The sequence below is a fragment of the Peribacillus asahii genome (genome assembly GCF_003570725.1).
Classification (GTDB): Bacteria; Bacillota; Bacilli; order Bacillales; family DSM-1321; genus Peribacillus; species Peribacillus asahii.
Map to the genome: position 1 here is coordinate 108,560 of NZ_QWVS01000018.1, position 24,312 is coordinate 132,871.

Annotated in this window: 24 protein-coding genes and 1 pseudogene; 18 read left to right on the forward strand and 7 right to left on the reverse strand. The window is 36.9% G+C overall.

The features are described 5' to 3' along the window. Nucleotides 1-16 precede the first annotated feature (16 nt). The 7 genes from D1953_RS11380 (at nucleotide 17) to D1953_RS22185 (ending at nucleotide 7,794) form a co-directional block, all read left to right on the forward strand. Nucleotides 17-991, forward strand: a complete 975-nt coding sequence (locus tag D1953_RS11380) for a hypothetical protein (RefSeq protein WP_119117304.1) — start codon at nucleotides 17-19, stop codon at nucleotides 989-991. Between the two features lie 16 nt (nucleotides 992-1,007). Then, complete coding sequence (fahA, locus tag D1953_RS11385; protein ID WP_119117305.1) at nucleotides 1,008-2,282, forward strand: fumarylacetoacetase; 1,275 nt, start codon at nucleotides 1,008-1,010, stop codon at nucleotides 2,280-2,282. A 44-nt stretch (nucleotides 2,283-2,326) separates the two neighbouring features. Further along, nucleotides 2,327-3,487, forward strand: coding sequence for a homogentisate 1,2-dioxygenase (locus D1953_RS11390; RefSeq protein ID WP_119117306.1), 1,161 nt, complete (start codon nucleotides 2,327-2,329; stop codon nucleotides 3,485-3,487). A 211-nt stretch (nucleotides 3,488-3,698) separates the two neighbouring features. Further along, nucleotides 3,699-5,126 carry a Na+/H+ antiporter NhaC gene (gene nhaC / locus D1953_RS11395; RefSeq protein ID WP_119117307.1) on the forward strand — a complete coding sequence of 476 codons (1,428 nt, stop codon included), beginning with the start codon at nucleotides 3,699-3,701 and terminating at the stop codon, nucleotides 5,124-5,126. A 31-nt stretch (nucleotides 5,127-5,157) separates the two neighbouring features. Next, on the forward strand, nucleotides 5,158-6,315 hold the full coding sequence (locus D1953_RS11400) for a Leu/Phe/Val dehydrogenase (protein ID WP_119117308.1): 1,158 nt from the start codon (nucleotides 5,158-5,160) through the stop codon (nucleotides 6,313-6,315). 360 nt (nucleotides 6,316-6,675) lie between these two features. Further along, entirely contained in the window at nucleotides 6,676-7,419 is a 744-nt protein-coding gene (map, locus tag D1953_RS11405) for a type I methionyl aminopeptidase (protein WP_119117309.1), read from the forward strand. Nucleotides 7,420-7,608: 189 nt separating this feature from the next. Continuing rightward, on the forward strand, nucleotides 7,609-7,794 hold the full coding sequence (locus D1953_RS22185) for a cupin domain-containing protein (RefSeq protein WP_425454270.1): 186 nt from the start codon (nucleotides 7,609-7,611) through the stop codon (nucleotides 7,792-7,794). 86 nt (nucleotides 7,795-7,880) lie between these two features. On the opposite strand, the gene bioB is transcribed toward D1953_RS22185, so the two are convergent. The 5 genes from bioB to D1953_RS11435 all read right to left on the reverse strand — a co-directional run bounded on the left by bioB (nucleotide 7,881) and on the right by D1953_RS11435 (nucleotide 13,014). Next, nucleotides 7,881-8,876 (reverse strand): biotin synthase BioB, encoded by a 996-nt coding sequence (gene bioB / locus D1953_RS11415; protein ID WP_119117311.1) that lies wholly within the window; start codon nucleotides 8,874-8,876, stop codon nucleotides 7,881-7,883. A 234-nt stretch (nucleotides 8,877-9,110) separates the two neighbouring features. Continuing rightward, a complete protein-coding gene (locus D1953_RS11420) occupies nucleotides 9,111-10,184 on the reverse strand; it encodes a sulfate/molybdate ABC transporter ATP-binding protein (RefSeq protein ID WP_119117312.1) in 1,074 nt (357 codons plus the stop codon). A gap of 20 nt (nucleotides 10,185-10,204) precedes the next feature. After that, entirely contained in the window at nucleotides 10,205-11,068 is an 864-nt protein-coding gene (cysW, locus tag D1953_RS11425) for a sulfate ABC transporter permease subunit CysW (RefSeq protein WP_119117313.1), read from the reverse strand. 12 nt (nucleotides 11,069-11,080) lie between these two features. Continuing rightward, nucleotides 11,081-11,920 carry a sulfate ABC transporter permease subunit CysT gene (gene cysT / locus D1953_RS11430; protein WP_119117314.1) on the reverse strand — a complete coding sequence of 280 codons (840 nt, stop codon included), beginning with the start codon at nucleotides 11,918-11,920 and terminating at the stop codon, nucleotides 11,081-11,083. A gap of 83 nt (nucleotides 11,921-12,003) precedes the next feature. Next, nucleotides 12,004-13,014: a sulfate ABC transporter substrate-binding protein gene (locus tag D1953_RS11435; protein ID WP_119117392.1), complete on the reverse strand. Its 1,011-nt coding sequence runs from the start codon at nucleotides 13,012-13,014 to the stop codon at nucleotides 12,004-12,006. Between the two features lie 347 nt (nucleotides 13,015-13,361). Between D1953_RS11435 and D1953_RS11440 the strand changes: the two genes are divergently transcribed. Together D1953_RS11440 and D1953_RS11445 are read left to right on the forward strand one after the other, a co-directional pair. After that, on the forward strand, nucleotides 13,362-13,628 hold the full coding sequence (locus D1953_RS11440) for a DUF1292 domain-containing protein (protein WP_119117315.1): 267 nt from the start codon (nucleotides 13,362-13,364) through the stop codon (nucleotides 13,626-13,628). Nucleotides 13,629-13,856: 228 nt separating this feature from the next. Then, a pseudogene (locus tag D1953_RS11445) lies at nucleotides 13,857-14,722 on the forward strand (DMT family transporter). Nucleotides 14,723-14,857: 135 nt separating this feature from the next. On the opposite strand, the gene D1953_RS11450 reads toward D1953_RS11445, so the two are convergent. Beyond that, on the reverse strand, nucleotides 14,858-15,037 hold the full coding sequence (locus D1953_RS11450; RefSeq protein ID WP_119117316.1) for a hypothetical protein: 180 nt from the start codon (nucleotides 15,035-15,037) through the stop codon (nucleotides 14,858-14,860). A 170-nt stretch (nucleotides 15,038-15,207) separates the two neighbouring features. On the opposite strand from D1953_RS11450, the gene D1953_RS11455 reads away from it, so the two are divergent. Beyond that, on the forward strand, nucleotides 15,208-16,086 hold the full coding sequence (locus D1953_RS11455) for a LysR family transcriptional regulator (protein ID WP_119117317.1): 879 nt from the start codon (nucleotides 15,208-15,210) through the stop codon (nucleotides 16,084-16,086). A 93-nt stretch (nucleotides 16,087-16,179) separates the two neighbouring features. On the opposite strand, the gene D1953_RS11460 is transcribed toward D1953_RS11455, so the two are convergent. Beyond that, on the reverse strand, nucleotides 16,180-16,692 hold the full coding sequence (locus D1953_RS11460) for a GNAT family N-acetyltransferase (RefSeq protein WP_119117318.1): 513 nt from the start codon (nucleotides 16,690-16,692) through the stop codon (nucleotides 16,180-16,182). Nucleotides 16,693-17,050: 358 nt separating this feature from the next. On the opposite strand from D1953_RS11460, the gene D1953_RS11465 reads away from it, so the two are divergent. The 8 genes from D1953_RS11465 (at nucleotide 17,051) to D1953_RS21550 (ending at nucleotide 24,187) form a co-directional block, all read left to right on the forward strand. Further along, entirely contained in the window at nucleotides 17,051-17,869 is an 819-nt protein-coding gene (locus tag D1953_RS11465) for a lipoate--protein ligase family protein (protein ID WP_119117319.1), read from the forward strand. Nucleotides 17,870-17,881: 12 nt separating this feature from the next. Beyond that, nucleotides 17,882-18,829, forward strand: a complete 948-nt coding sequence (gene lipA, locus D1953_RS11470) for a lipoyl synthase (protein WP_119117320.1) — start codon at nucleotides 17,882-17,884, stop codon at nucleotides 18,827-18,829. A gap of 75 nt (nucleotides 18,830-18,904) precedes the next feature. Next, a complete protein-coding gene (locus tag D1953_RS11475; protein WP_119117321.1) occupies nucleotides 18,905-19,534 on the forward strand; it encodes a LysE family translocator in 630 nt (209 codons plus the stop codon). A gap of 214 nt (nucleotides 19,535-19,748) precedes the next feature. After that, nucleotides 19,749-21,056 carry a glycoside hydrolase family 3 N-terminal domain-containing protein gene (locus tag D1953_RS11480; RefSeq protein WP_119117322.1) on the forward strand — a complete coding sequence of 436 codons (1,308 nt, stop codon included), beginning with the start codon at nucleotides 19,749-19,751 and terminating at the stop codon, nucleotides 21,054-21,056. Nucleotides 21,057-21,312: 256 nt separating this feature from the next. Then, a complete protein-coding gene (locus D1953_RS11485) occupies nucleotides 21,313-22,110 on the forward strand; it encodes an enoyl-CoA hydratase/isomerase family protein (RefSeq protein ID WP_119117323.1) in 798 nt (265 codons plus the stop codon). 268 nt (nucleotides 22,111-22,378) lie between these two features. Continuing rightward, the gene (locus D1953_RS11490; RefSeq protein ID WP_119117324.1) at nucleotides 22,379-23,215 is read left to right on the forward strand and encodes a beta-keto acid cleavage family enzyme; all 837 of its coding nucleotides are present in this window, start codon (nucleotides 22,379-22,381) and stop codon (nucleotides 23,213-23,215) included. A 10-nt stretch (nucleotides 23,216-23,225) separates the two neighbouring features. Next, entirely contained in the window at nucleotides 23,226-23,867 is a 642-nt protein-coding gene (locus D1953_RS11495) for a 3-hydroxyacyl-CoA dehydrogenase family protein (RefSeq protein ID WP_220453364.1), read from the forward strand. After that, complete coding sequence (locus D1953_RS21550) at nucleotides 23,762-24,187, forward strand: 3-hydroxyacyl-CoA dehydrogenase family protein (protein ID WP_220453365.1); 426 nt, start codon at nucleotides 23,762-23,764, stop codon at nucleotides 24,185-24,187. Before D1953_RS11495 ends, D1953_RS21550 begins: the two co-directional genes overlap by 106 nt. Nucleotides 24,188-24,312: the final 125 nt, after the last annotated feature.

The following is a 24,312-nucleotide window of genomic DNA, read 5'->3' on the forward strand; positions in this document are numbered from 1 at the left end:
TAAAGGGGGGAATCATATGAAATTAGATGATAGAATAGATGATTTTAATCAAAGTACTAGTCTATATCCCTTTTTGAATCAATTAATCGATTATGCAGGGATTTTCCCACCAACAAGTCTTACTCTAGATGAAGCAATTCGTAACTATGCTTCCTATCAGTTAGACAAGGATTCATGGATGCTTGGGCCGTTTATCGTCCAGGCATCCCGTTTAGATGAACTGGATCGATATATTACTTTATTTACAAAAGAACGGCCTTTAACGATTTCGGCAGTAGGAACAAAAACTAGTAATCCAACAGAACATCATAAAATTTTGCTTGCTGATTTGAATAAAATTGATTTATTTCGGAAGCGGCATGGTCAGGTTGTACAAATAACTACTTTGGAAGTTCCATTACTTCCTAATATGCCAGACTTAAATCTATTAAATACGATTTCTAAAGAAACCGCGAAACTTGGATTACAAACTTACTGTGAGGTTCCTGTACCTTTTAATGATGAGTGGGAAAAAACATTACATAAATCTTTAGATGTTATTGCTGCTCATAATAGCAAAAGTTCAGTGACTTTAGGATTTAAACTTCGTACTGGCGGCGTAACAGATGATGCTTTTCCAAATCCGAGACAAGTGGCATTGGCAATAAAAGGTTGCTGTGACCGGAATCTTGCAATGAAATTCACGGCTGGATTACATCATCCAATCAGAATGTATCGAGAAGAGATTGCTGCAAAAATGCATGGGTTCATCAATGTATTTGTAGCAGGAATGTTGACTCATCTTTATCATCTTGATTTACCAACGATAGAGAAGATAATTGCTGATGAAGAGGTAAGCAACTTTACTTTTCATCCGAATGGAATTTCCTGGTGTGGTTTGGAAATGACCAATAATGAAATAAAAAATCTTCGTGACTCAGTATTACGTTCATATGGATGTTGTAGTTTCGATGAACCACGCGAAGATATGCAAGCATTGGCTATTTTGTAATATGAGGAGGATACAAATGACTCATTCGTTCATTGAAGTTAAAGCAGATTCCCATTTCCCGATTCAAAACCTTCCTTATGGAGTATTCCAGCCTAAAAATGGAGGATCTCCTCGGGTTGGTGTAGCGATAGGAGATTTTGTCTTAGATCTTTCGGTTATAGAGGATGCGGGACTTTTAAACATCCCAGAATTACAGGGGAAAGAAGTTTTTAAACAATCTACCCTTAATGCATTTATGGCGACGAACCGGAAAGTATGGAGCACAGTTCGTACAAGCCTTCAAAAACTATTAGGTTCTGATGAACCAACTCTTCGGGACAATTCTCCCCTTCGCGATCAAGCATTTTATCAACAAAAGGATGTTGAGATGCTTTTGCCTGTAGAAATTGGTGATTACACAGATTTTTATGCTTCAAAAGAACATGCGATGAATGTAGGGATCATGTTTCGGGGGAAAGAAAATGCATTAATGCCGAACTGGTTGAATCTACCGGTTGGATATCACGGACGTGCTAGCTCAATTGTATCAAGTGGTACAGATGTACGTCGACCACTTGGTCAAATGAAAACGCCAGAAAGTGATACTCCTATATTTGGGCCCTCCCTCCGTTTTGATTTTGAATTAGAAATGGGATGGTTTATCGGCCCTGGTAACGATTTAGGAAAATCAATTCCGGTTGATGAAGCGGAGGATCATATCTTTGGCCTCGTGCTTGTAAATGATTGGAGTGCACGTGATATTCAAGCTTGGGAGTATCAACCATTAGGACCTTTCCTAGGCAAAAACTTTGCTACCTCAATCTCACCTTGGGTTGTACCACTAGAGGCACTAGAGCCTTTCCGAGTAGATGGGCCTAAACCAGAAGTGGAGCAACTCCCGTATTTACAACAATCCGGAAAAGGATCTTTTGATATTCAATTAGAAGTACATCTCCGTGGGGAAAGGATGGATTCGCCGCAGCGTATTTGTCAAAGTAACTTCCGCTACCTCTACTGGAGTATGGCTCAGCAAATCGCTCATCATACGGTAGGTGGTTGTAATTTACGTACAGGGGACTTGCTAGCTTCGGGAACTATTAGTGGACCAGCACTTGAATCACGAGGCAGCTTATTGGAATTAACATGGGGAGGATCTGAACCCATTCAAATGAATAATGGTGAACCGCGAAATTGGTTAGAAGATGGCGATGAATTGACCCTAACTGCATGGTGTCAAGGAGATGGCTATCGAATCGGATTTGGTGAAGTGACTGGACGTATTCTTCCTGCACTAGAATACTCTAAAGTCTAGAAATAACCTTTTTTCTACTAATCTATCATCCAGGAGGAATTGTTATGCCATTTTACAAAAAACTAGGGAACATTCCAAGAAAGAGACATACTGCGTTTCGAAAAGAAGACGAGTCTCTTTATCGTGAGCAAGTTATGGGTACAAAAGGGTTCTCTGGTATGCAATCCATTCTTTATCATCATGATGCTCCTACAGAAATTGTGAAATCTGAACTATATGCAGATTGTCATCTTGAATACGAGGAACAAAAAGATTTATGTCACCGTCATTTTCAAACAGATTTTGAATCCAATCTTGGTGATGCCGTTAGCGGGAGACAGTTCATTCTGGGCAACGACGACTTGCTGATTGGAGTGGCGAAAACAACTAAAAGTATGGACTATTATTACAGGAACAGTGAAGGGGATGAACTGCTTTTTGTTCACTATGGTACTGGGAAAGTAGAAAGCATGTTTGGAACTATTCACTATGGACCAGGGGACTATATTGTTATTCCGGTTGGAACTATTTACAGGGTAGTACCTAATATTAATGAAGAAACTAAGCTTCTAGTAATTGAAACGACCAGCTGGATTACAACACCGAAACGTTATCGAAATGAGCATGGCCAACTTCTTGAACATAGCCCATTCTGTGAAAGGGATATCTTTGGTCCGGAAAAACTTGAAACTTTTTCGGAAAAGGGAAGTTTTGAAGTAAGAACAAAATCAAGAGGATTCCTTCATTCTCATTTTCTAAGTCACCATCCACTGAATGTTGAAGGATGGGATGGATATTTATATCCATGGAAAATAAATATTAGAGATTTCGAGCCAATAACAGGCAGAATTCATATGCCGCCACCAATTCATCAAATGTTTGAAGGACATAATTTTGTTATTTGTTCTTTTGTGCCTAGACTATATGACTATCATCCTGATGCGATTCCGGCACCTTACTATCATAGTAATGTGGATAGTGATGAAGTTCTCTATTATGTAGAAGGGAATTTTATGAGTCGAAAAGGAATAAATGAAGGTTCAATCACTCTACATCCTTCAGGTATTCCTCATGGTCCGCACCCTGGAACCATTGAAGCAAGTATAGGCAAAAAGGAAACAATCGAATTAGCGGTTATGATTGACACATTCAAACCTTTAAAAGTAGTAAATCAGACCAATATTTTGGAAGACTTCAATTATAAATATAGTTGGGCCCCGAAATAAGTTTCATTCTTTAATTCTGTTAGGCATGAATACTTTCCTTTTTACCAACCAATAAAACTGGGCGATAAAAAGGAAAGTAAAAAAATAATCAATAGAGAATAGACGTTGCAATACAAATAAATTTGTTTCTTTGCAAACGATTGCCTTAGAAAGAAGCCGTTGCAATCTTTAAGGTACCAGTCCTCATTACAGAAGATAAAGGAGAAGATTCATGAAAAAACCTTCATTTCTAGCCTCGATAGTGGTTGTGCTAAGTGTTATTACTTTATTAGGTGTAAGTATTCTTCATTATGGCGTTGCACCTCATATTCCGATTGTCATAGCAACGATTTTCGTTACTTGTTATGGCCTTATATTGGGTTATAAGTGGAAAGATTTAGAGAATGCCATGGCAAAAGGGATTTTTTACGGAATCCCATCCATCTTAATTCTCTGTTTAATTGGGATGCTAATAGGGGTATGGGTTCTAAATGGAACAGTCCCAACAATTACTTATTATGGTTTACACATCTTATCTCCTGAATTTTTCTTAATGTCAACATTATTGATCTGTTCAATTGTCTCAGTTTTTTGTGGAAGTTCATGGAGTACTATCGGTACTATCGGGGTTTCTTTAATGGGAATTGCGTACGCTTTAGATATTTCACCAGCAATGACAGCTGGTGCCATTGTCTCTGGAGCTATTTTTGGAGATAAAATCTCTCCACTTTCAGATACTACTAATCTTTCATCAGCAACAGCAAAAGTAAATATTTTTGAACATATTAAACATATGCTATGGACAACCATTCCGAGTTATATCATTACATTGATTGCATTTACTGCAATTGGATTCTTTATGGATAAGGGCAGTGTAGATAGTAAACAAATCGAAACAATTATTAATGTTTTAAATGACGAATTCATGATTACACCTATCACACTACTTTCGCCACTGTTAATCATTATTCTAGCTGTAAAACGTGTGAGTCCTATTCCAGCACTTGTGATTGGTTTAATCGTAGCGGTTTTAACGACTTTCTATACTGTTCCAAATGTCGCGATTAAGACCATTATAGGAACAGCACATAATGGCTATGTTGCAGAAACAGGTGTGGAAGCGATTGATAGTTTACTTTCCCTTGGTGGGTTAAGCAGTATGTTATTTGGGGTTTCACTCATTTTAATATCACTTGCCTTTGGAGGGATCATCCAAAAAATTGGAATTGCCGAGTCCATTATTGGGGGAATTCAAAAAATGCTGAACAGAAGGGGGAATGTTATCACGGCAACCGTTTTCTCTTGCCTAGGCATTAACCTAACTGTCGGTGAACAGTATCTATCTATCATTTTACCTGGGCAGTTATTTGAATCAGCTTATAAAAAGGTAAAACTCCATCCTAAAAATTTATCTAGAACGTTGGAAGATGCAGGAACAATCATCCATCCAATGATCCCATGGGGAGTAACAGGTGCCTTTATTATGTCCACCTTAAATATAGGCATGGAATATGCTCCTTATGTCTTTATTAGTATGATTACGCCGGTTGTCGCGATTATCTATGGTTATAGCGGAATTGGTTTGGCACCTTTGCAAGAAGAGGAAATAGAACCAATTGAAAATACGATTGAAGTAACAAGAAATGTAGTGGAAGGTTAATAGCTTACCAACTTACTAGGAGGAAATCAAAATGACATCAACATTACCAATTGAAAATACGACTATACAATCAACAGGTTCATTCGACATGTTTACTAAAATTCAAGGCCATGAACAAGTAGTATTCTGTAATGATCCGGCGACAGGCTTGAAAGCTATCATTGCAATTCATGATACTACCCTTGGTCCAGCATTAGGCGGTACGAGAATGAGACCTTATCATACATTTGAGGAAGCATTGGAAGATGCTTTACGATTATCAAAAGGGATGACATATAAAAATGCCGCAGCTGATAATGATTTCGGTGGAGGTAAGGGGGTTATTATTGGGGATCCAATGAAGGACAAAACTCCAGAATTATTCCGTGCATATGGACAATTTATTGATTCCTTACATGGTCGATTTTATACAGGAACAGATATGGGAACCGTCCTAGATGATTTCGTTCATGCACATAAAGAAACAAATTGTATTGCTGGTTTACCAGAGGAGTACGGTGGGGGCGGTGAAACATCAATTCCTACAGCTCTTGGAATTTTATACAGTATTCAGGCAGTTGCCAATACATTGTGGGGCCACGAAAATTTAACTGGAAAAAGATTTGCTATTCAAGGTTTAGGGAAAGTTGGTTTTAAAATAGCGGAACATTTACTAGAACATGGGGCTGATTTATATGTTACAGATGTTTCCGATGAAGCAGTACAAACATTAGTAGAAAAAGCAAAACAAATGGGTGGAAAAGCAATCGCTGTCAAGGGTCATGAAATTTATGGAACGGATGCGGATATATTTGTTCCATGTGCTATTGGGGGCATTATTAATGATCAAACTATTGATCAACTAAAAGTACAAGGAATCGCGGGTGCAGCAAATAACCAACTGCTTCATGAAAGCCATGCTAAAGTTTTAAAAGAAAGAGGAATTCTCTATGCACCTGATTATATTGTAAATAGCGGCGGTGTTATCCAAGTAGCGGATGAATTATATGGACCGAATAAGAATCGAGTATTAAGTAAAACGAAAAATATTTATCGTTCCATTCTTGAGGTTCTACGACAATCAGAAAACGAAAATATTACAACTGTAGAAGCAGCAAATTTGATGTGCGAAAACAGACTGAATGCAAGAAAAACAAGAGATAGCTTCTTCTCGCCAAATAAACGTCCAAAGTGGCAAATCCGTCATTAATCAAATCCATTGTCAATGGGTATATAAAGTGCAACTTTCATCAGTAGGGACTTACTGCCCTAAGTGTAGGATGAAAATTCTAAGAAGAGTAGCAAACATTATCAAGACTTAAATTGAAAAAATATTAATAAATCAAAGGACATAACATATTAGTCATATAAAATATGTTATGTCCTTTTTATTCCACTAACGCATCCTTTAAGTAGAAACCTTCAAAATAACTAATCCTAAAATGTGTTGTTTAGAATCACAACAATAAGACCCAGTACCAGCGTTCATGTAAATAGGGGCATATGTTGGTACTGGACCATAAATTTAACTTATAATAATACATAACTTTTTAAAAAGGAAGGATAGTATATGATTGTAAAAAATGATGAAGACTTAGCTGGTTTAAAAGAGATTGGAAAAATTGTGGCTATGATCAGGGACGAAATGATTGCTAGAACAAAACCAGGTGTTTCAACAAAAGAATTAGATAACTATGCTGGCGAATTATTTGAAAAATATGGAGCTATTTCAGGTCCGAAGGGAGAATACGATTTTCCTGGATATACGTGCATCAGCGTAAATGAAGTGGTTGCCCATGGGATTCCAAATGATCGTAAACTTGAGGAAGGCGATCTGATTAATATTGATGTTTCGGGTTCAAAGAATGGCTATTTTGCAGATACTGGTTTATCTATTGTTGTTGGTAATGGGGATCAAAGATTAGTTGACTTATGTGAAAGTGCAAAAATCGCTTTTGAAGAAGGTTTGAAAAAGATTAAATCCGGTTCTAAGTACAATATGATTGGAAAAACGGTTCATAAAACGGCAAGAAACCATGGTTATACTGTCATTAAGAATTTAACTGGCCATGGTGTTGGGCGTGCTCTTCATGAAGCACCAGATCATATTTTAAATTATTTTGATTCATGGGATAATAAACTTATGAAAGAAGGTATCGTTCTCGCATTTGAACCTTTTATTTCGACTGGTGATGAAGAGGTTGCTGAACAGAGTGATGGCTGGGGATTTGTAACACCAAATAAAAGTATGGTTGCACAATGCGAGCATACAGTTGTTGTAACAAAAGGAGAACCAATCGTACTTACACGGTAATGATAGGGCTGGCTATAAGGGTAGCTCGCCTTATCATTTTAAATTCCTTTTTCTTTTATGTCTATTAAATCTCGTTAAATTAAAAAGCACCAAACATTTAGAAATAAAAATTTAGGATAATTGATGGGTTAAAAGGCTTGGTTTACCTAAATTATATCGTGTCATCAAATATATCATATTATTGTAGAGATACAGCCTGGTGATATGACAGAACTAGAATTAACTTCTCATAGCAGAGAAGAATGTGGGTACGTATTACAGGCGATATTGAAGGTATATTTAGGAGATCAACAATTTCACTTAAACGAAGGTGATAGTATTTCTTTCTCTAGTATGATACCCCATCATTACAATAATCTTGGTAATGATGTATAAATGTTTGAGTTCTCCATAAAGAAAGGAGCGCCTTTGAGACGCTCCTATTTCATTAAACAAGAGATTGCCAAGATGAGTTTACTTTTTTAAAGTGCACATTCCTCAATTTCAAAACCTAAATCTTCAATTAGTCCCCAGTCGCTCGTTGGTTCTTGTCCTTCCGTTGTTAAGTAATCGCCAACGAAGATAGAGTTTGCAGCAAATAATCCAAGAGGCTGCAAAGAGCGTAAGTTTACTTCACGACCGCCTGAAATACGGATTTCTTTTGTTGGATTAACAAAACGCATCATTGCTAAAATCTTTAAGCATTGCATCGGTGTTAAGGCGTCTTGATTTTCGAGCGGTGTACCAGGAACAGCCACAAGGAAGTTACATGGAATTGAATCTGCATCCAATACGTTTAATTGGAAGGCAATTTCTACCGCTTGTTCTTTTGTTTCACCCATCCCGAAAATCGCACCTGAGCAAGGAGATAATCCTGCTTTTTTAGATGTACTAACCGTATCTACACGATCGTCATATCCATGAGTGGAACAAATCGAATCATAGTTATCAGCATGAGTATTTAAGTTATGGTTATAACGGTGAACTCCCGCATCAACGAGTCTTTCGGCTTGGTTTTCATTTAGAAAACCTAAACATGCACAAATTTTTAAATCTGTTTTTTCGCGGATTTCTTTTACGGCACCAATGACGTGCTCTACTTCTTTATCTGTTGGACGGCGACCTGATGCGACAATACAATATGTACCTGCTTTACGGCGCTTTGCTTCAAACGCACCTTCAACAATTTTATCTTTCGTTAACCATGCATACTTATCAATTGGTGCTTCAGACACAATCGATTGTGAACAGTATCCGCAGTCTTCAGGACAAAGTCCAGACTTTGTATTGATAATCATATTAAGCTTTACTTTCTTTCCATAATAATGATGACGAATAAGGTAAGCGGCATTTAGTACTTCTAATACTTGCTCATCCGGCACGTTTAAAATATGTAGAGCATTTTCTTGTGTAATACTTTCTCCGTTGATGATGTTTTCGGCAAGTTGTTGCCAATTGATTTTCTTTGTAGTAGTCATGATATCCCCTCTTTGTTAACTATTCTTATTATAAGTTAACAATAATTGGCGTTATATGTCAACCTTTATTTGTTTATAGTTTACAATATTAAGAGGGATAAAAAAGAACGGAAGAGTTGATGATTATTTCCGTTCTATATTATGCTTAGATTCTTAAAAAGTTAGGAAATAGAAAGCGTTTAGTAAAATAAGAATCGCCTTTCACGATAATGTGAAAGGCGATTCTTATTTTGTTTAAATCGAAAAATCTTCCGGAATAAATACTTTTAATTGTTTTGGTCGTACATAAACTTGTTCGCCGACTTTTAGTTGGAGAGAGTGATAATGCTCTTTTGTTACTTCAGCTTCTAAAAATTCTTCCGCGTCTGTACGTTTTAATTCGATTTGGACAATTGGACCAATTATATGAATATGGCTAATTGTCGTATGAACAGCATCTTCACTTATTTTGGTTTTCTCAATTTGAATATCATGCGGGCGAACGTAGCCAATGGCTTCCTCATGATTTTGACTAAATAATTCTGGGATGTCTGCTTCAAAGCTTCCATGTTTTAATTTTCCGTTTTGGATCCGCCCTTTGAATAAATTGACATTGCCTAAAAAGTCATACACAAATGGACTATTTGGATGATCATATACTTCTTCAGGGCTGCCAATTTGTTCAATTTTTCCGTTATTCATGACAACGATTCGGTCTGCTACATCGAGTGCTTCTTCTTGGTCATGGGTTACAAATATACTAGTAATATGAAAGTCATCATGTAATTTTCGTAACCAGCGGCGTAAGTCTTTTCGTACTTTTGCATCGAGCGCACCAAATGGTTCGTCGAGCAATAATACTTTAGGTTCAACGGCTAAAGCACGAGCGAGCGCAACTCGTTGACGTTGCCCTCCTGATAATTGCGAAGGATATCTATCCGCGAAGTTTTCTAATTTGACCAATTTCAATAATTCCGTTACTTTCTTTTGAATGTCGGCTTTAGATGGTCTGGTTTTTCTCGGTCGCACTTTTAAACCGTAGGCTACATTGTCAAAAACGGTCATATGTCGAAATAAAGCATAATGTTGAAATACAAATCCAACATTTCTTTCTTTCGGATTTACATCTGTGATATCTTTTCCATCAAATAAAATGGCTCCTTGATCTAATTCTTCTAATCCAGCAATGATGCGTAGAAGTGAGGTTTTTCCTGAACCGGATGGACCGAGTAAAGCAACTAGTTCTCCTGTTTGAATGTCGATGTTAATCCGATCGAGCGCCTGAAATGAGCCGAACGCTTTTGAGACATTTTGAATTTGTATACTCATCTGTAAGAAGCTCCTTCTATTTAAGTATGTTTTGCTTTCCATTCAATTAGATTTTTCACAATCAGTGTGATGATGGCGAGAACAGACATAAGTGATGCGACTGCAAATGCGGCTGAAAATTGATATTCATTATATAAAATTTCAATGTGAAGCGGCATCGTATTAGTCATGCCACGAATATGTCCTGATACAACGGATACTGCGCCGAACTCGCCAATTGCTCGAGCATTACATAAAATGAGGCCGTATAATAACCCCCATTTAATATTAGGAAGCGTAACTAAAAGGAAGGTTTTAAAGCCGCTTGCTCCTAATGTGAGAGACGCTTCTTCTTCCGCTGTTCCTTGAGCTTGCATAAGTGGAATCAGTTCGCGCGCTACAAAGGGCAGGGTCACGAAAATGGTTGCTAATACAATCCCGGGTAACGCAAAGACAATTTTTAAATCATGCTCGAACAGCCATTCTCCAAATAAACCTTGTGCACCGAAAAGAAGAATAAAAACAAGACCGGCAATAACAGGTGAAATGGCAAAAGGCAAATCAATGATTGTAATTAAAATGTTCTTACCTTTGAATTGAAATTTCGTAATCGCCCAAGCCGCCATGACGCCAAAAATAGCGTTTAACGGTACGGTAATCAGAACGACGAGCAAGGTTAATTTAATGGCTGAGAGTGCATCGGGATGTGTAATTGCCGCCACATAAGTTTCCCAACCTTTTTGAAAAGCTGTAATAAAAATAGTAACGAGCGGTAAAACAAGAAATAAAGCTAAAAAGGCGAGGGCAATGAAGGTTAAAGTCCATCTGATTGCCTTCGGTTCTTGCGAGACGGTAGTTACTTTAATTGTAGTCGGTGTTTGTTGCAGTGGTATATGTCCAGCCATAGGTTCTCCTCCTTAACTATGTAAAAACTTTCGATTAGTCACCCATTGAATCATATTAATGATGAATAATAACAAAAAGGATACAACGAGCATGACTGTTGCAATCGCGGTAGCCCCTGCATAATCATATTGCTCCAGCTTCGTCATAATGATGAGTGGGGTAATTTCTGTTTTCATCGGCATATTTCCAGCGATAAAAACGACCGATCCATATTCCCCAAGAGCACGAGCAAATGCAAGAGAGAAGCCTGTTAAAATGGCTGGAATTAATTCCGGTAAAATAACTTTTATAAAGGTTTGAAGTCGGTTGGCACCGAGGCTTGCAGATGCTTCTTCTACTTCTCCATTAAAGTTTTGGAGAACAGGCTGAACGGTACGAACGACAAACGGTAAACCGATAAATGTTAATGCGATAATAATGCCAAGTGGAGTAAAGGCAATTTTAAAATCGAAAAACTGACCAACCCATCCTTGAGGGGCGTAGAGTGTTGTTAGAGCAATTCCAGCAACAGCGGTCGGCAGGGCAAAGGGCAAATCGACTAACCCATCGACAATCCTTTTTCCAGGAAAAGGATAACGAACGAGCACCCAAGCAATAATGGTTCCAAAAATAACATTTAGGATGCCTGCTGCTAAAGCAGTGCCAAAGCTTAATTTATAGGAGGCAACGACTCTTTCGTCGGTAATGGTTTCAATAAATTCGCTCCAATTCATTGTAGTCGTATTAATAAAAACCATTGATAAGGGCAGTAAAACGAGAATGCTAACATAGAGCATCGTATAGCCAAGAGATAAGCCAAAGCCAGGTATTATATTACGCCTTTTTCTTTTTCGTACTGGTAATATGTTCACGGAGTTACACCTCTATTTCGCTAGATAACGTGAAAAGATACATACAAAGATATGTATCTTTCACTAATTATTTTGTGGAGTTATTATTTAGGTTGATAAATTTCGTCAAATGTTCCTCCGTCATTAAAATGAGTTTCTTGTGCTTTTTTCCAGCCGCCAAAATCTTTAATAGTCACTAAATCAAGCGCTGGGAATTGATCTTTATATTTTTCTAATACAGCTTCGCTTCGTGGACGATAGTAGTTTTTCGCTGCAATTTCTTGCCCTTTTTCTGTGTATAAATGTTTCAAGTAAGCTTCAGCTACTTCACGTGTTCCTTTTTTATCGACGATTTTATCGACAATGGCTACTGGCGGTTCAGCTAAAATACTTAGAGGCGGTGTAACAATTTCAAATTCATCTTTACCTAATTCATTTAAAGAAAGGTACGCTTCATTTTCCCAAGCGATTAATACATCACCAATACCGCGCTCTACAAATGTTGTTGTTGAACCACGAGCACCTGAATCTAACACTTCAACGTTTCCATACAAGTCTTTCATAAATGCCTTAATCTTAGTTTCATCCCCGTTATATTGCTGCTTCGCATAGGCCCATGCTGCTAAGTAGTTCCATCTAGCACCACCTGATGTTTTTGGATTTGGTGTAATAACGGAAACACCTTTTTTCGTTAAATCGTTCCAATCTTTAATGCCTTTAGGATTCCCTTTACGAACTAAGAAAACAATTGTTGATGTGTATGGTGTTGAGTTGTCTTCAAATTCTGTTTCCCAATCTTCGTTTAATAATTGTCTTGCTTGAGCAATTTCATCAATATCATAGGCTAAAGCAAGTGTGACAACGTCTGCTTCAAGTCCATCAATAACGGCACGCCCTTGTTTTCCAGATCCACCATGTGATTGTTGAATCGTGACATCTTGACCTGTTTTTTCTTTCCAGTAAGCGATAAAATCTTCATTAAATTCTTGATACAATTCACGAGTTGGGTCATAAGAAACGTTTAATAATTCCACAGGTTTTTTCGAGTCTGAAGAATTATCCTTCTCCTCATTGCTGCTTGATTGACTGTTACTGCAGCCTGCTAGAATAATCATTAATGCTGAAAGAATCAATAAAAAATGAAATGCGCTTTTTTTAGCTTTTACCACTGTGAACTCCCCCTCTTTTTCTCTAAAGATACAAAAAGACTGCAATCTTAATTACATGTCACACATACATGTCACACACGTAATAAGATGCAGCCTTCAGTTTGTCTGATCAGCATATGCATTTTGGTATTCTTTTTTAGAAAGATAATGAATTCTTGTTTATACTTTAAACTCATTTATCTTATTAGTCAACTATGAATTTAGGGGTTTCGGAATATTTTATTATTTTTTAGGAAAAGATAATGTAATATAGATAATCTGAACTTATTTTGTTAATAAAGGAGCACGGTCATATGGATAAAATTGAAGTTGGCGATATTTTTACCTTATTTGATGAAAATGATGAAGAACAAGACATCGAAGTCTTAGGTACGCTAAGTGTAGAAGGAAATGAATATGTTGCGGTTGGTTTTGTAGAAGAACTAGAGCAGCAAACAGAAGAAGATGTTGATATTTTCTTTCTGCGAGTGGAAGAGGGAGAAGAGTTGTCTGAAATTGTAAGTGATGAAGAATTTGCAAAAGTATCGATGGCTTTTGAAGGTGTTACGCCCTCAGAATAAACAACGAGCTCTTTGATTTTCAGATAATCAAAGAGCTCGTTTTATTTATTATTTCACAATAATTTCCCTGCATGTTTCACCTTTGGGCAAGGTAGGGGGCGCAGGAGGATTTTTTAAGTTCTTCGATTGGAAGTTCGCCGTTAGAAGATACCATTTAATCAATAAGAAGTTAGGAAAAATATGCTATGATAAATGCTAGATTAGTATAAAGGAAAGGTTTTATTGTATATGAAATCAACAGCTATGATTAAAATGGTACTAGCCATGTCTATTTTTGGATCAATTGGATTTTTTACTGTGAAAACGGGTATTCCGGCATCTGAGCTAGTGTTCGTGCGTTGTATTTGTGCCACGCTATTTTTAGGTTTGTGCTGGTTTGCTACAGGACAGCATAAAATAGAGGTTTGGAGAAAGAAAGATGTGCTAGTTACAATGCTATGCGGTGTGTTTTTAGTATTGAATTGGGTATTTCTATTTAAAGCATTTGAGGAAATGTCTATAACCATTGCCATCTCTATCTATCATTTAGCTCCTATATTAGTAGTGATTTTTGGAAGTATCTTTTTGAAGGAAAGAATGAATGTATGGTCTTTGTTGGCTGTTTTTGTGTGTTTCCTTGGAAGTGTCCTCATAATAGGCATTACCGGTCAAATAACATTTTCAGACTTCGTAAGCTCAGGCTTTATATGGGCTTTACTTGCAGCCATATGCTATGCAATGACGATGATTATAGGGAAGGGTATTCAACGGTTAAGTGCCTATGCGATGACATTTGTTCAAACTGCGGTCGGCATGTGATTTTATTACCATTTATGGATTTTAACGTATTTCATCATTTGAGTTCAACAAATTGGCTATTTATTTTAGGAACAGGATTGATACATACGGGGATTGTCTATTATTTATTTTTTGACAGTCTTAGACAACTATCTACACCTGTTATATCTGCTCTAGTTTTTGTTGATCCAGCTGTCGCTATCTTGTTGGATACCATTATAATAGGATTTCAACCTTCGACTTTGCAGGTTATTGGAATGATCCTTATTTTTAGTGGAATGTTGTATACATTAGCGGAGCCAAAGAAGGTAGCTTAAACGGTTATGTTTAAGGTTTGTATAGAGTGTAGTGAAACATGGATGCAAATAAATGGATGTATGAAAAAAAGAACGCTTAAAATCCCTTGTATATGGGCATTCTAAGCGTTCTTTTCTGTTTATCAACCAAAAGAATTAATGTTTAATCAGTTCGATTACACGTTGTTTTAGCTCTTCGTCCATTGAAGAAAGCTTAACTTGGTTTGTTAAACGATCTTGTATCTCTTTATCAGTTGTAATACCATGTTCTTTTAAGAGTTGGACAATTAATTCAAATGTCATTTGGTCTTTAATATTTTTTGCTGTTTGTTCCATAGTAACGTCCCCTTTAATGATGTTGCTATATAGATTCTTTTATTTAAAGAGATGGTTTTTTTAATACTGTACGCTAGCGATATAAATACTGTAACAAACTTTTTTGGATATGAAAAATATATTTATAATAATGATATTATATGAAAAAAATATGATAAGGAGGTGTATGGATGGATCTTAGGCAATTAAAGTATTTTAAAACAATCGTTGACGAAGGGAATATAACGAAGGCAGCGGAGATCTTGCATATGGCACAGCCGCCATTGAGTCAACAGCTTAAACAATTGGAACAGGAATTAGGAACGGTTTTAATTAAACGTTATAGACAGCAGTGGGAGTTAACGGAAACTGGGAGGGTCTTATATAACCATGCTGTACACATGTTGCAAGATATAAAGGAGATTAAGCAAGAAATAGCAGAAATAGAAGAAGGAACTCGGGGAACATTATCGATTGGTATATCATCGAGTTGTGTTAACTTACTTCCTAAAAAGATTAAAGAGTTTAGAAGGGGATATCCCAATGTATTCGTTAATATTTTGAAAGAGGATTCAACTTACCTGCAAAAACTATTAATTGAACGGAAAATCGAACTTTCATTTATGCTTCCTCCAGCTAATTTAGAAGAGTATAAAGTGCAAAGACTTAAGAGAGAACCTTTTGTAGTGACCCTTCCTGCTGCATGGGTAAACGGGCTTAATAAAAGTTCAATTAGTTTAGAGGAAATCATTAACTATCCATTTCTTATGTTGGGCCCCATGGAGGGTTCATCTATTTATAGGGACATTTTGAACGAATTCAATAAACGTGATTTTTCTCCTAATATTGTTCTAGAATGCAACGATATATTTACGGTATTAAACTTTGTTGCGCTAGAAATGGGTATTTCAATCATTCCGAAATCGGAAATTCATGATATCTCTCATCAGAATATTAGTACACTTGAAATTGAGGATTTGCCATTATTTATAGAACCAGCCATAGTATCCTTAAAAAGAAATCGTTTGACTAAAGCTGCAGAGCATTTCTTGAATTATTTTGCAGATTAATCAGATGGCTTACATGAATTTGGATTTCACTTATATTTTCAAATTATAAATTCAAGCCCCCTATACTTATGAGAGGGCTTGAAACTATATGTATTAAGGTTCGGTAGGTTGATCTGGTCCTTGTAAATCTAATTGATAAAAGGCAAGGTCTAGCCATCTACCGAATTTATAGCCTGCTTTTTTTATCGTACCAGAATGGATAAAGCCTAATCCTTCGTGGATTTTGATACTGGCCTCATTACTGGCATCAATGCCAGCCACAAGTGTCGCATATTTCTGTTCATTGGCAATCACTATTATTTCCTTTAATAAGTGTAACCCGATTCCCTTTCTTCGATGGTCTTTATGTACATAAACAGAATGCTCAATTGTATATTTATAGGCAGGCCAGGCTCTAAAAGGGCCAAAAGTGGCAAAGCCCATTATTTGATCATCTTCTTCAAAAACAATTATAGGGTATCCCGCTTCGAGCTTTTGTTTATACCATGTTCTTCTATCTTCAATGGTGTGTGGTGTATAGTCATAAACCGCTGTGCTGTTTACAATTGCATCATTATAAATTTCTAAAATGGTGTGCAAATCTCTCTCTTGAGCATATCTAATCATTGTTTCTACCCTTCTCTTCATTTAGTTTTTCTTATTATAATATCATCTTGAATGTATATCAGTATATGCATCTGTCTGTTACTAATTCTATTCCTAAAGCAGACGAAGTGCTAGAGGCAGTTGCTGAAGTAAATCCAATCTCAATTAATTGACAAAAATGGTGAGCATGCTATCATAAAGTTGATTGTCAGATGTGTATATTATTTCAATATAATACAACTAACTGTTAAATGTTTAATTTTATGGTAATTAAAGCAGGGTATGAATTATTTTTCAATAATACTATTTGTGCTGATTTCTTCTATATCTGAATTGATAGGAAGAGTAGAATGAACAAAATATGGGTGGTGGAAACAACATGGGGGAAACATGGTATTTTATTGATTCTGGGTTACAAAGTCCTGCTTATAATATGGCATTGGATGAAACGCTTCTTAATTGGCACAGCCGCGGTCTTATTCCGCCTGTTCTTCGATTCTATGGCTGGAAACCAGCTGCATTAACGCTCGGTCATTTTCAAAAAACAGTCGGTCGAATTGATATCGAGGCTACTAAAGCAAAGGGAATTGAAATTGTAAGACGTCCAACAGGAGGACTTGCGGTGCTTCATGATAATGAGCTTACGTACAGTGTGATTGTGAGTGAAGCACATGAGAAGATGCCAGCTTCTGTTATTGAGGCATATCGAGTGTTATCGCAAGGGATTTTAGAAGGATATAGAAATCTAGGGATTCAAGCAGAACTAGCAATTCCAGATGCGCCGGTTGGGAGAACAGGGACAGCGGTTTGTTTTGAAGAAGCTTCCTGGTATGAATTGGAGATTGATGGGAAGAAGGCAGCTGGAAGTGCCCAAAATCGTCAGAAGGGCGTTATTTTACAGCATGGTTCGATTCCTATTGAAATGAATACAGAAACCTTATATGATTTGTTTATATTTGCAAATGAAAAAGTGAAAGAGAGAGCTAGAGAAGCGTTTGCACAGAAGGCTGTTTTCATTCATGATATTTTAGAACGAGAAGTAACAATGGAAGAGTTAAAGACAGCTTTTAAAGACGGGTTCCAAAAAGGACTTGATATTGAGTTAGCTGCATTTGAACCAAATGAAGAAATGTTGGAGGAAGTCGAAGAGTTGATGAAATCCAAATATACAAATGATGATTATACTTTTCAAAGGTAAGGGGGAGAGTGTGTGGCGAACAAGGAATACTTGCGAAAACCTGAATGGTTAAAGATTAAATTAAACACAAATGAAACCTACACAGACTTGAAAAAAATGATGCGTGAAGAAAAGCTGCATACGGTATGTGAGGAAGCCAAATGTCCGAATATTCATGAGTGCTGGGCTGTTCGAAAAACCGCAACATTTATGATTTTAGGAAGCATTTGTACACGTGGTTGCCGCTTTTGTGCTGTTACAACAGGGATGCCAACTGAATTAGATCGTGAAGAACCAGAACGTGTAGCACGCTCTGTGGAAGTTATGGGCTTACGCCATTGTGTTGTTACGGCTGTTGCTCGCGATGATTTAGCGGACGGCGGTGCTGAAATTTTTGCGGAAACAGTTCGTGCGATTCATCGTAGAGTGCCTTCGTGTACAGTTGAAGTGCTGCCATCAGATATGAAAGGTGACTATGAAAGTTTACATATGCTGATGGATGCAAAGCCAGATATTTTTAACCATAATATTGAAACGGTAGAACGTTTAACGCCACGTGTTCGTTCGAAAGCTACGTATCAGCGTTCTTTACAATTGTTAAAAAGGGTAAAGGAGATTAGCCCTGATACACCAACGAAATCTAGCTTAATGGTTGGTCTTGGCGAAACAAAAGAAGAAATCTTACAAGCGATGGATGATTTACGTGCGCATGATGTAGATATTATGACAATCGGTCAATATTTACAACCAACGAAAAAGCATTTGCCGGTTGAACGTTATGTGCATCCAGATGAGTTTGCCGAGCTAAAAGAAATTGCTCTTCAAAAAGGTTTTAAACATTGTGAAGCAGGCCCGCTTGTTCGTTCTAGCTACCATGCTGACGAGCAAGTAAACCAAGCAGCACGTCAAAGACAATTAGAAGGCGAAAACAAAGAGCCAGAACAGGTTATTCAACAATATAAAGCACAGTTTTCGAATTAATTAAGAGGAAGGAGGGGCCTGACGGATTCCCTTCTTCTTTTTTGCATGGTTTTTTGACTAGAAAGGGAGATTTGTTTGGAAAATTATTTGTTATTTATCATCACAGCATTGCTCATTATTATCGTTCCAGGTCCTGACTTCGCTTTAGTGACAAAAAATACAATTGCTTATGGAAAGGAAGGGGGATTTAAAACGGTTGCAGGTATTGTTACAGCGCTCTTCATTCACACATTGCTTGCAACGTGTGGTCTTTCCGCTCTTATTATGAAATCGGCGGTGCTCTTTTCCGTACTTAAGTTAATTGGCGCAATCTATCTTATTTATCTTGCTATTCATTCTTTTCGTAGTGCTTTGAAGCGTCAACGTTCTCAATTAGTAAAAGAAGAGTGGACTCACCAACGTAAGACAAAACCGAAAAATTTCAAAGAAGGATTCCTAACAAACATCTTTAATCCAAAAGTAGCGGTTTTTTTCTTAAGTTTTTTACCTCAATTTATCTCAAAAGGTGAACATCACTTTTTGCAATTTTTAGCGCTTGGAGTGATATTTATTGCTCTTTCTGTCATATGGTATTTCTTTTATATTTCGCTTATTAAACGCCTGCATGCTTTTATGCAAAGAGAAAAAGTAAACAAAGCGATGGAAGTCATCACAGGGACGGTCCTTTTAGGATTTGGGATACGAATGGTGTTAGAGAAGCAATAATGTTATTGACGGAGCATCTTGTCATAAGAAAAGGGTTCTATTTCTTATGACAAGATGATTGCTTTTATATTAGTTTATTTTAAGACTAGAGGGTAGATAAAAACTTAAGGAGACTCTAAATACTTATACAAATTTAATAAAATTGAAAACTAATTTTCTATATTTATATTGTAAAATTACAATACTTAACAAAAAGGGTGGTTTTCATTTTAAAATGAGGATTAGTAAAAAATATAAAAGACTTTCCGTACTTGCACTCGTACTTGCTTTAGTTGTTATCTGGTTTCACTTTAATAATGATTCAAATCAAACAGAAGCTCCTGATGAGAAAAAGGCTTCAACAGAGCATCGGGAAAAAGATAAGGCTGTAGAAGAGCAGGAAGAAGAGAAAGTACCTGTTACAAGCGATATGGATGCAGCTAAGAAAGTGAAAAAGCTGCTCGAAACGATGACATTGGAAGAGAAGGTCGGGCAGTTAATGATTGTTGGGTTTGATGGAACAGAAAAGAATAGTCATATCAGTGAACTAGTTGAAGAGAAAAACATTGGCGGAGTTATTTATTTTGACCGTAATATGTCGTCGCCGAAGCAAGTAGCTGAGCTGTCCAACTCCTTGCAGCAGTCAACGGGCAATAGCTCTACTCAGCTGCCGCTTATGCTTGCGGTCGATCAAGAAGGCGGAGATATTGTACGGATGCGAGAGCAAGTATCACCAATTCCTTCGCAGCAAAAGCTCGGCAATTATGCTACTCCCGAACAAGTTTATGAGGTAGCTAAATTAAACGGAGCAGAGCTTGAATCAATGGGGATTCATATCAACTTTGCTCCAGTACTTGATTTATCGACAACAGATAGTCGTTCGTTTGGGAAAAATCCAGAAAAAGTATATCAATATGGAGGAAAAGCCATCCAAGGCTTAAATGATTCCTCTATTACAGGGGCATTAAAGCATTTTCCTGGGAATGGCCGCAGTAATATTGATCCGCATGTTGAAACGTCTTCCGTAGAATCAACACAGCTTGATCTCGAAAATTCAGATATTTATCCATTTACACGGATTATTAAAGAAATGGATAATCAGAAGTTTTTCGTGATGGTCACGCATATTAAATACCCAGCCTATGATCAGGAAAAGCCAGCGAGCCTTTCACATGCCATTATTGAAGACTTGCTTCGTGAGAAGCTTGGATATAAAGGGATTGTCATTACCGATGATTTAGAGATGGGAGCTGTGAATAAATATTTTTCCTATAAAGATATGGGAAAAGAGGCACTATTAGCTGGAGCGGATATTTTGCTTGTATGTCACCAATATGAGAATCAGCTTGAAGTGTATAATGGTATTATTGAGGCCGTTCAAAAAGGTGAGATTCCAATGGAGCGCATTGATGAAGCTGTAGAGCGAGTTTTGACGTATAAATTAAATGCGATTCACGGAACTGTGGTCGATCCTGAACAAGCAGAAAAAGTTGTCAAAAGTGCAGAACATGTCAATTATATAAGAAATCTTCAGTTGAATTGAATAATTGCAAAAGCCCTTTCTGAAACGGAAGGGCTTTTGCTTTAGATAATCACGTTGTAGAGTAAAATAAATCTATAATAATTCGCTAATTTTTTATAAAATTCGATAAATTATAATTACTGTTGTAGTACAATAGCGTATATAGGGATAAAAATAGCTACAGATTTCATCCTTTTTATACTATTTTGCACTATAATTGGTATAAAGGAAAAGGGTAAGTCATCAACAAGAAAAGAAAATAGGGAGGAAATGCAGCATGCAAGTACAAACGACTCGAATGGAAGAGGAACAAGCCAAAATTATTCTTCAAGAAACAGCAGGGTTAGCGATTATTACAATCCATCGCCCTCAGTTAAAAAACGCCTTAACAGCAAATATGTGGGATCAATTAGCGGATGTTGCTTTGAAAGTACTTGAAAATCCAAAAAATAAAGTGCTGTTGTTAAGAGGATCGGGTGAGCAGTTTACGGCTGGATCAGATATTAAAGAATTTAATCAACTATCTTTAGAAAAAGCAGAAGAGGCGTTTGTACATATGGAGAAAACAATTTCGACAATTGAACGCTTACCGATTCCAACGATTGGAGTAATTAACGGTCCTGCGATGGGAGCTGGACTTGAATTAGCTTTAGCTTGTGATATTCGAATTGGATCAGAGAAGTCTAAACTAGGGATTCCTGTAGGAAAGTTAGGGATTACATTAAATAATAAATTTGCGCAAAGACTTGTGAATTTAGTCGGTCCAAGCTTAACGAAGGATTTAGTGTATACAGGTAGGATGTTAAAAGCAGAAGAAGCATATCGAGTGGGGATGCTGAACTACTTAGTTACGGAAAAAGATTTAAATCGTTATGCCATTAAAATGGGGAAATTAGTTGCTTCTATGTCTCCAGCATCATTGCTAGCGGTTAAGACGTCTGTACAAGAATGTATCGATAGTGCACCGGTTCTTTGGAAAGGATCTACACCGTTTGTTGATCAAAATGATTTCCCTGAAGGCGTTAGAGCATTTGTGGAGAAACGCTTACCTCGATTTACTCGTCGTACACAGTAATAAAATGAAAGACAAAAAAGAGCGTGGATATCTTGTATCACGCTCTTTTTTTGTCTAAAAAATGAAAAAAATCATCAACGTTGATGATTTTTTTCATCGACTATAAAAGTAGTTATATAGGATGAATATTCAACAAAATTATGGGGGAGAGATGATTCTTTTCATCACTTTTTAATTTTACTGGAAATTACCGCTTCTATTAAGGCGTTCTCTCCTTGGTATAGTTCTTGCATTTAATAATAGTGAATCTAATTAAGGAGGAATTTTCATGGAGAAGGTAATTATTTCAGCAGCATTAACAGGAGCATTTCCTGCAAAGGATAAAAACCCTAATATACCATTGACACCTCAGGAAATTGCGGAGGATGTATACCAAGTTTGGAAAGCGGGGGCAGCAATTGCTCACTTACATATGATTGATGAGAACGGCAACGGTACGATGGATAAAGAAAGATTTCAACAAACGGTTGAACTGATACGTGAAAAGGATTGCGATATTATTCTCAATTTAACAACTTCTGGTGATCTGAATGCCACTGACGAGACTAGAATGGCCCATTTGATTGAATTAAAGCCCGAAATGGCTTCCTTTGATGCTGGGAGTATGAATTGGATGCATAAAACGATTTTCCTAAATACACCTCCATTTCTTGAAGAGCTAGGAAAGACGATGCTAGAGAATAACGTAAAGCCCGAAATTGAAATCTTTGATGCTGGTATGCTTTACAATGCTCTTCACTACGTAAAAAAAGGTGTGTTAGATACACCAACTCATTATCAATTTGTTCTCGGGGCTCCAGGAGGTATAGCAGCTACAGTTGAAAATCTTGTGTTTTTAAAAGGATTACTACCTGAAAATTCTACTTGGTCTGCATTTGGAATTGGCCAAGGTCATATGCCAATTTTATATGCAACTCTTGCGCTGGGCGGGCATATTCGGGTTGGTATGGAGGACAACATCTATTATTCGAAAGGGAGACTTGCAAAGTCCAATGCGGAGTTTGTTGAAAGAGCAGTACGTGTGATTCATGAACTTAATAAAGAGGTTGCAACTCCAGATGAAGCTCGGCAAATATTAGGACTAAAAAAAGCTATACATTCATAAGGAGGGCGATATGATAAAAAAAATAGCAGTCATTGGTGCAGGAACAATGGGGCACAGTATTGCATTGAACTTCTCGATTTATGGATATGATGTAAATCTTTATGATACTAATTCAACAAGAATCGCAAATGTTGAAGAGGAAATAAAAGACGAACTTGAATTCTTGGCAGAAGAAGAGTTTATAGAACCTAGTGAAATAATGAAAGCGCTTAGTAACATTCACTATTTTACTGATTTACAAGAAGCGGTGATGGACCGTGATTATGTTATTGAAGCCGCTCCAGAAATATTAAAACTTAAGCAAGAGCTTTTTCAAAAATTAGATGAATTCTGTTTGGATCATACGATTTTAGCAAGCAATACATCTAGCTTGAATCTAGAAAGCATGATGGCTTTGATTAGTAATGATAGAAGAAAAAAAATGATTGTTAACCATTGGTACAATCCAGGACATATTATGCCTATTGTGGAACTTTCCTTTTTTGGGAATATGCCAGAGGACATTTACCTTAAAGTTGAGCACTTATACAAATCTATTAATAAGCAATGTGTAAAAGTTTTAAAAGACGTACCAGGCTTAGTTGCAAATCGTATCCAACAAGAGAGGTATTTTCTATTATCGAACAAGGAATTGCTGCTCCAGAAGATATAGATAAGGCTCTACAGTTTGGTCCTGCTTTTCGTTATGCTACGACTGGCCAATTGGAAATTGTAGATTTAGGGGGACTTGATATTTGGTGTACGGTGGGCGATAACTTATTAAAAGTTATGGATAATTCACTATCAGCTAACTCGCTTTTAAGGAGAAAAGTTGAAGAAGGAAAATTAGGTTTAAAATCTGGTGAAGGTTTCTTTAAGTATAGTCAGGAAAATGGCCCTGAAATAAGGAAACGATTTACCCAAAAGTTAATCCATCAGCTTAAAGCATCTGAATACTATGTCGAGAAAAAGACTTTCTTAAATAATATCTAAGCATTGTTGCTAAATTTTAGAGTTAAAAGCGAAGTATTAAGAAAGTAGTAGGAAAAATAATGATTCTCATAGAGATAACTAAGATAAGAAGTTTGAAAATGAAAATGTCTTGGAAAGACTGATAG

What these genes read in the sequence shown, in the direction of transcription:
- map (WP_119117309.1), top strand. Translation starts at nt 6,676, where the DNA reads ATGATTGTAAAAAATGATGAAGACTTAGCTGGTTTAAAAGAGATTGGA.
- D1953_RS11465 (WP_119117319.1), top strand. Translation starts at nt 17,051, where the DNA reads ATGGGGGAAACATGGTATTTTATTGATTCTGGGTTACAAAGTCCTGCT.
- D1953_RS11485 (WP_119117323.1), top strand. Translation starts at nt 21,313, where the DNA reads ATGCAAGTACAAACGACTCGAATGGAAGAGGAACAAGCCAAAATTATT.
- D1953_RS11400 (WP_119117308.1), top strand. Translation starts at nt 5,158, where the DNA reads ATGACATCAACATTACCAATTGAAAATACGACTATACAATCAACAGGT.
- D1953_RS11380 (WP_119117304.1), top strand. Translation starts at nt 17, where the DNA reads ATGAAATTAGATGATAGAATAGATGATTTTAATCAAAGTACTAGTCTA.
- D1953_RS11450 (WP_119117316.1), bottom strand. Translation starts at nt 15,037, where the DNA reads ATGGAACAAACAGCAAAAAATATTAAAGACCAAATGACATTTGAATTA.
- fahA (WP_119117305.1), top strand. Translation starts at nt 1,008, where the DNA reads ATGACTCATTCGTTCATTGAAGTTAAAGCAGATTCCCATTTCCCGATT.
- D1953_RS11455 (WP_119117317.1), top strand. Translation starts at nt 15,208, where the DNA reads ATGGATCTTAGGCAATTAAAGTATTTTAAAACAATCGTTGACGAAGGG.
- D1953_RS11495 (WP_220453364.1), top strand. Translation starts at nt 23,226, where the DNA reads ATGATAAAAAAAATAGCAGTCATTGGTGCAGGAACAATGGGGCACAGT.
- D1953_RS11435 (WP_119117392.1), bottom strand. Translation starts at nt 13,014, where the DNA reads ATGATTATTCTAGCAGGCTGCAGTAACAGTCAATCAAGCAGCAATGAG.
- D1953_RS11420 (WP_119117312.1), bottom strand. Translation starts at nt 10,184, where the DNA reads ATGAGTATACAAATTCAAAATGTCTCAAAAGCGTTCGGCTCATTTCAG.
- D1953_RS11480 (WP_119117322.1), top strand. Translation starts at nt 19,749, where the DNA reads ATGAGGATTAGTAAAAAATATAAAAGACTTTCCGTACTTGCACTCGTA.
- D1953_RS11490 (WP_119117324.1), top strand. Translation starts at nt 22,379, where the DNA reads ATGGAGAAGGTAATTATTTCAGCAGCATTAACAGGAGCATTTCCTGCA.
- D1953_RS11390 (WP_119117306.1), top strand. Translation starts at nt 2,327, where the DNA reads ATGCCATTTTACAAAAAACTAGGGAACATTCCAAGAAAGAGACATACT.
- bioB (WP_119117311.1), bottom strand. Translation starts at nt 8,876, where the DNA reads ATGACTACTACAAAGAAAATCAATTGGCAACAACTTGCCGAAAACATC.
- D1953_RS21550 (WP_220453365.1), top strand. Translation starts at nt 23,762, where the DNA reads ATGTGTAAAAGTTTTAAAAGACGTACCAGGCTTAGTTGCAAATCGTAT.
- D1953_RS11460 (WP_119117318.1), bottom strand. Translation starts at nt 16,692, where the DNA reads ATGATTAGATATGCTCAAGAGAGAGATTTGCACACCATTTTAGAAATT.
- cysW (WP_119117313.1), bottom strand. Translation starts at nt 11,068, where the DNA reads ATGGCTGGACATATACCACTGCAACAAACACCGACTACAATTAAAGTA.
- D1953_RS11440 (WP_119117315.1), top strand. Translation starts at nt 13,362, where the DNA reads ATGGATAAAATTGAAGTTGGCGATATTTTTACCTTATTTGATGAAAAT.
- nhaC (WP_119117307.1), top strand. Translation starts at nt 3,699, where the DNA reads ATGAAAAAACCTTCATTTCTAGCCTCGATAGTGGTTGTGCTAAGTGTT.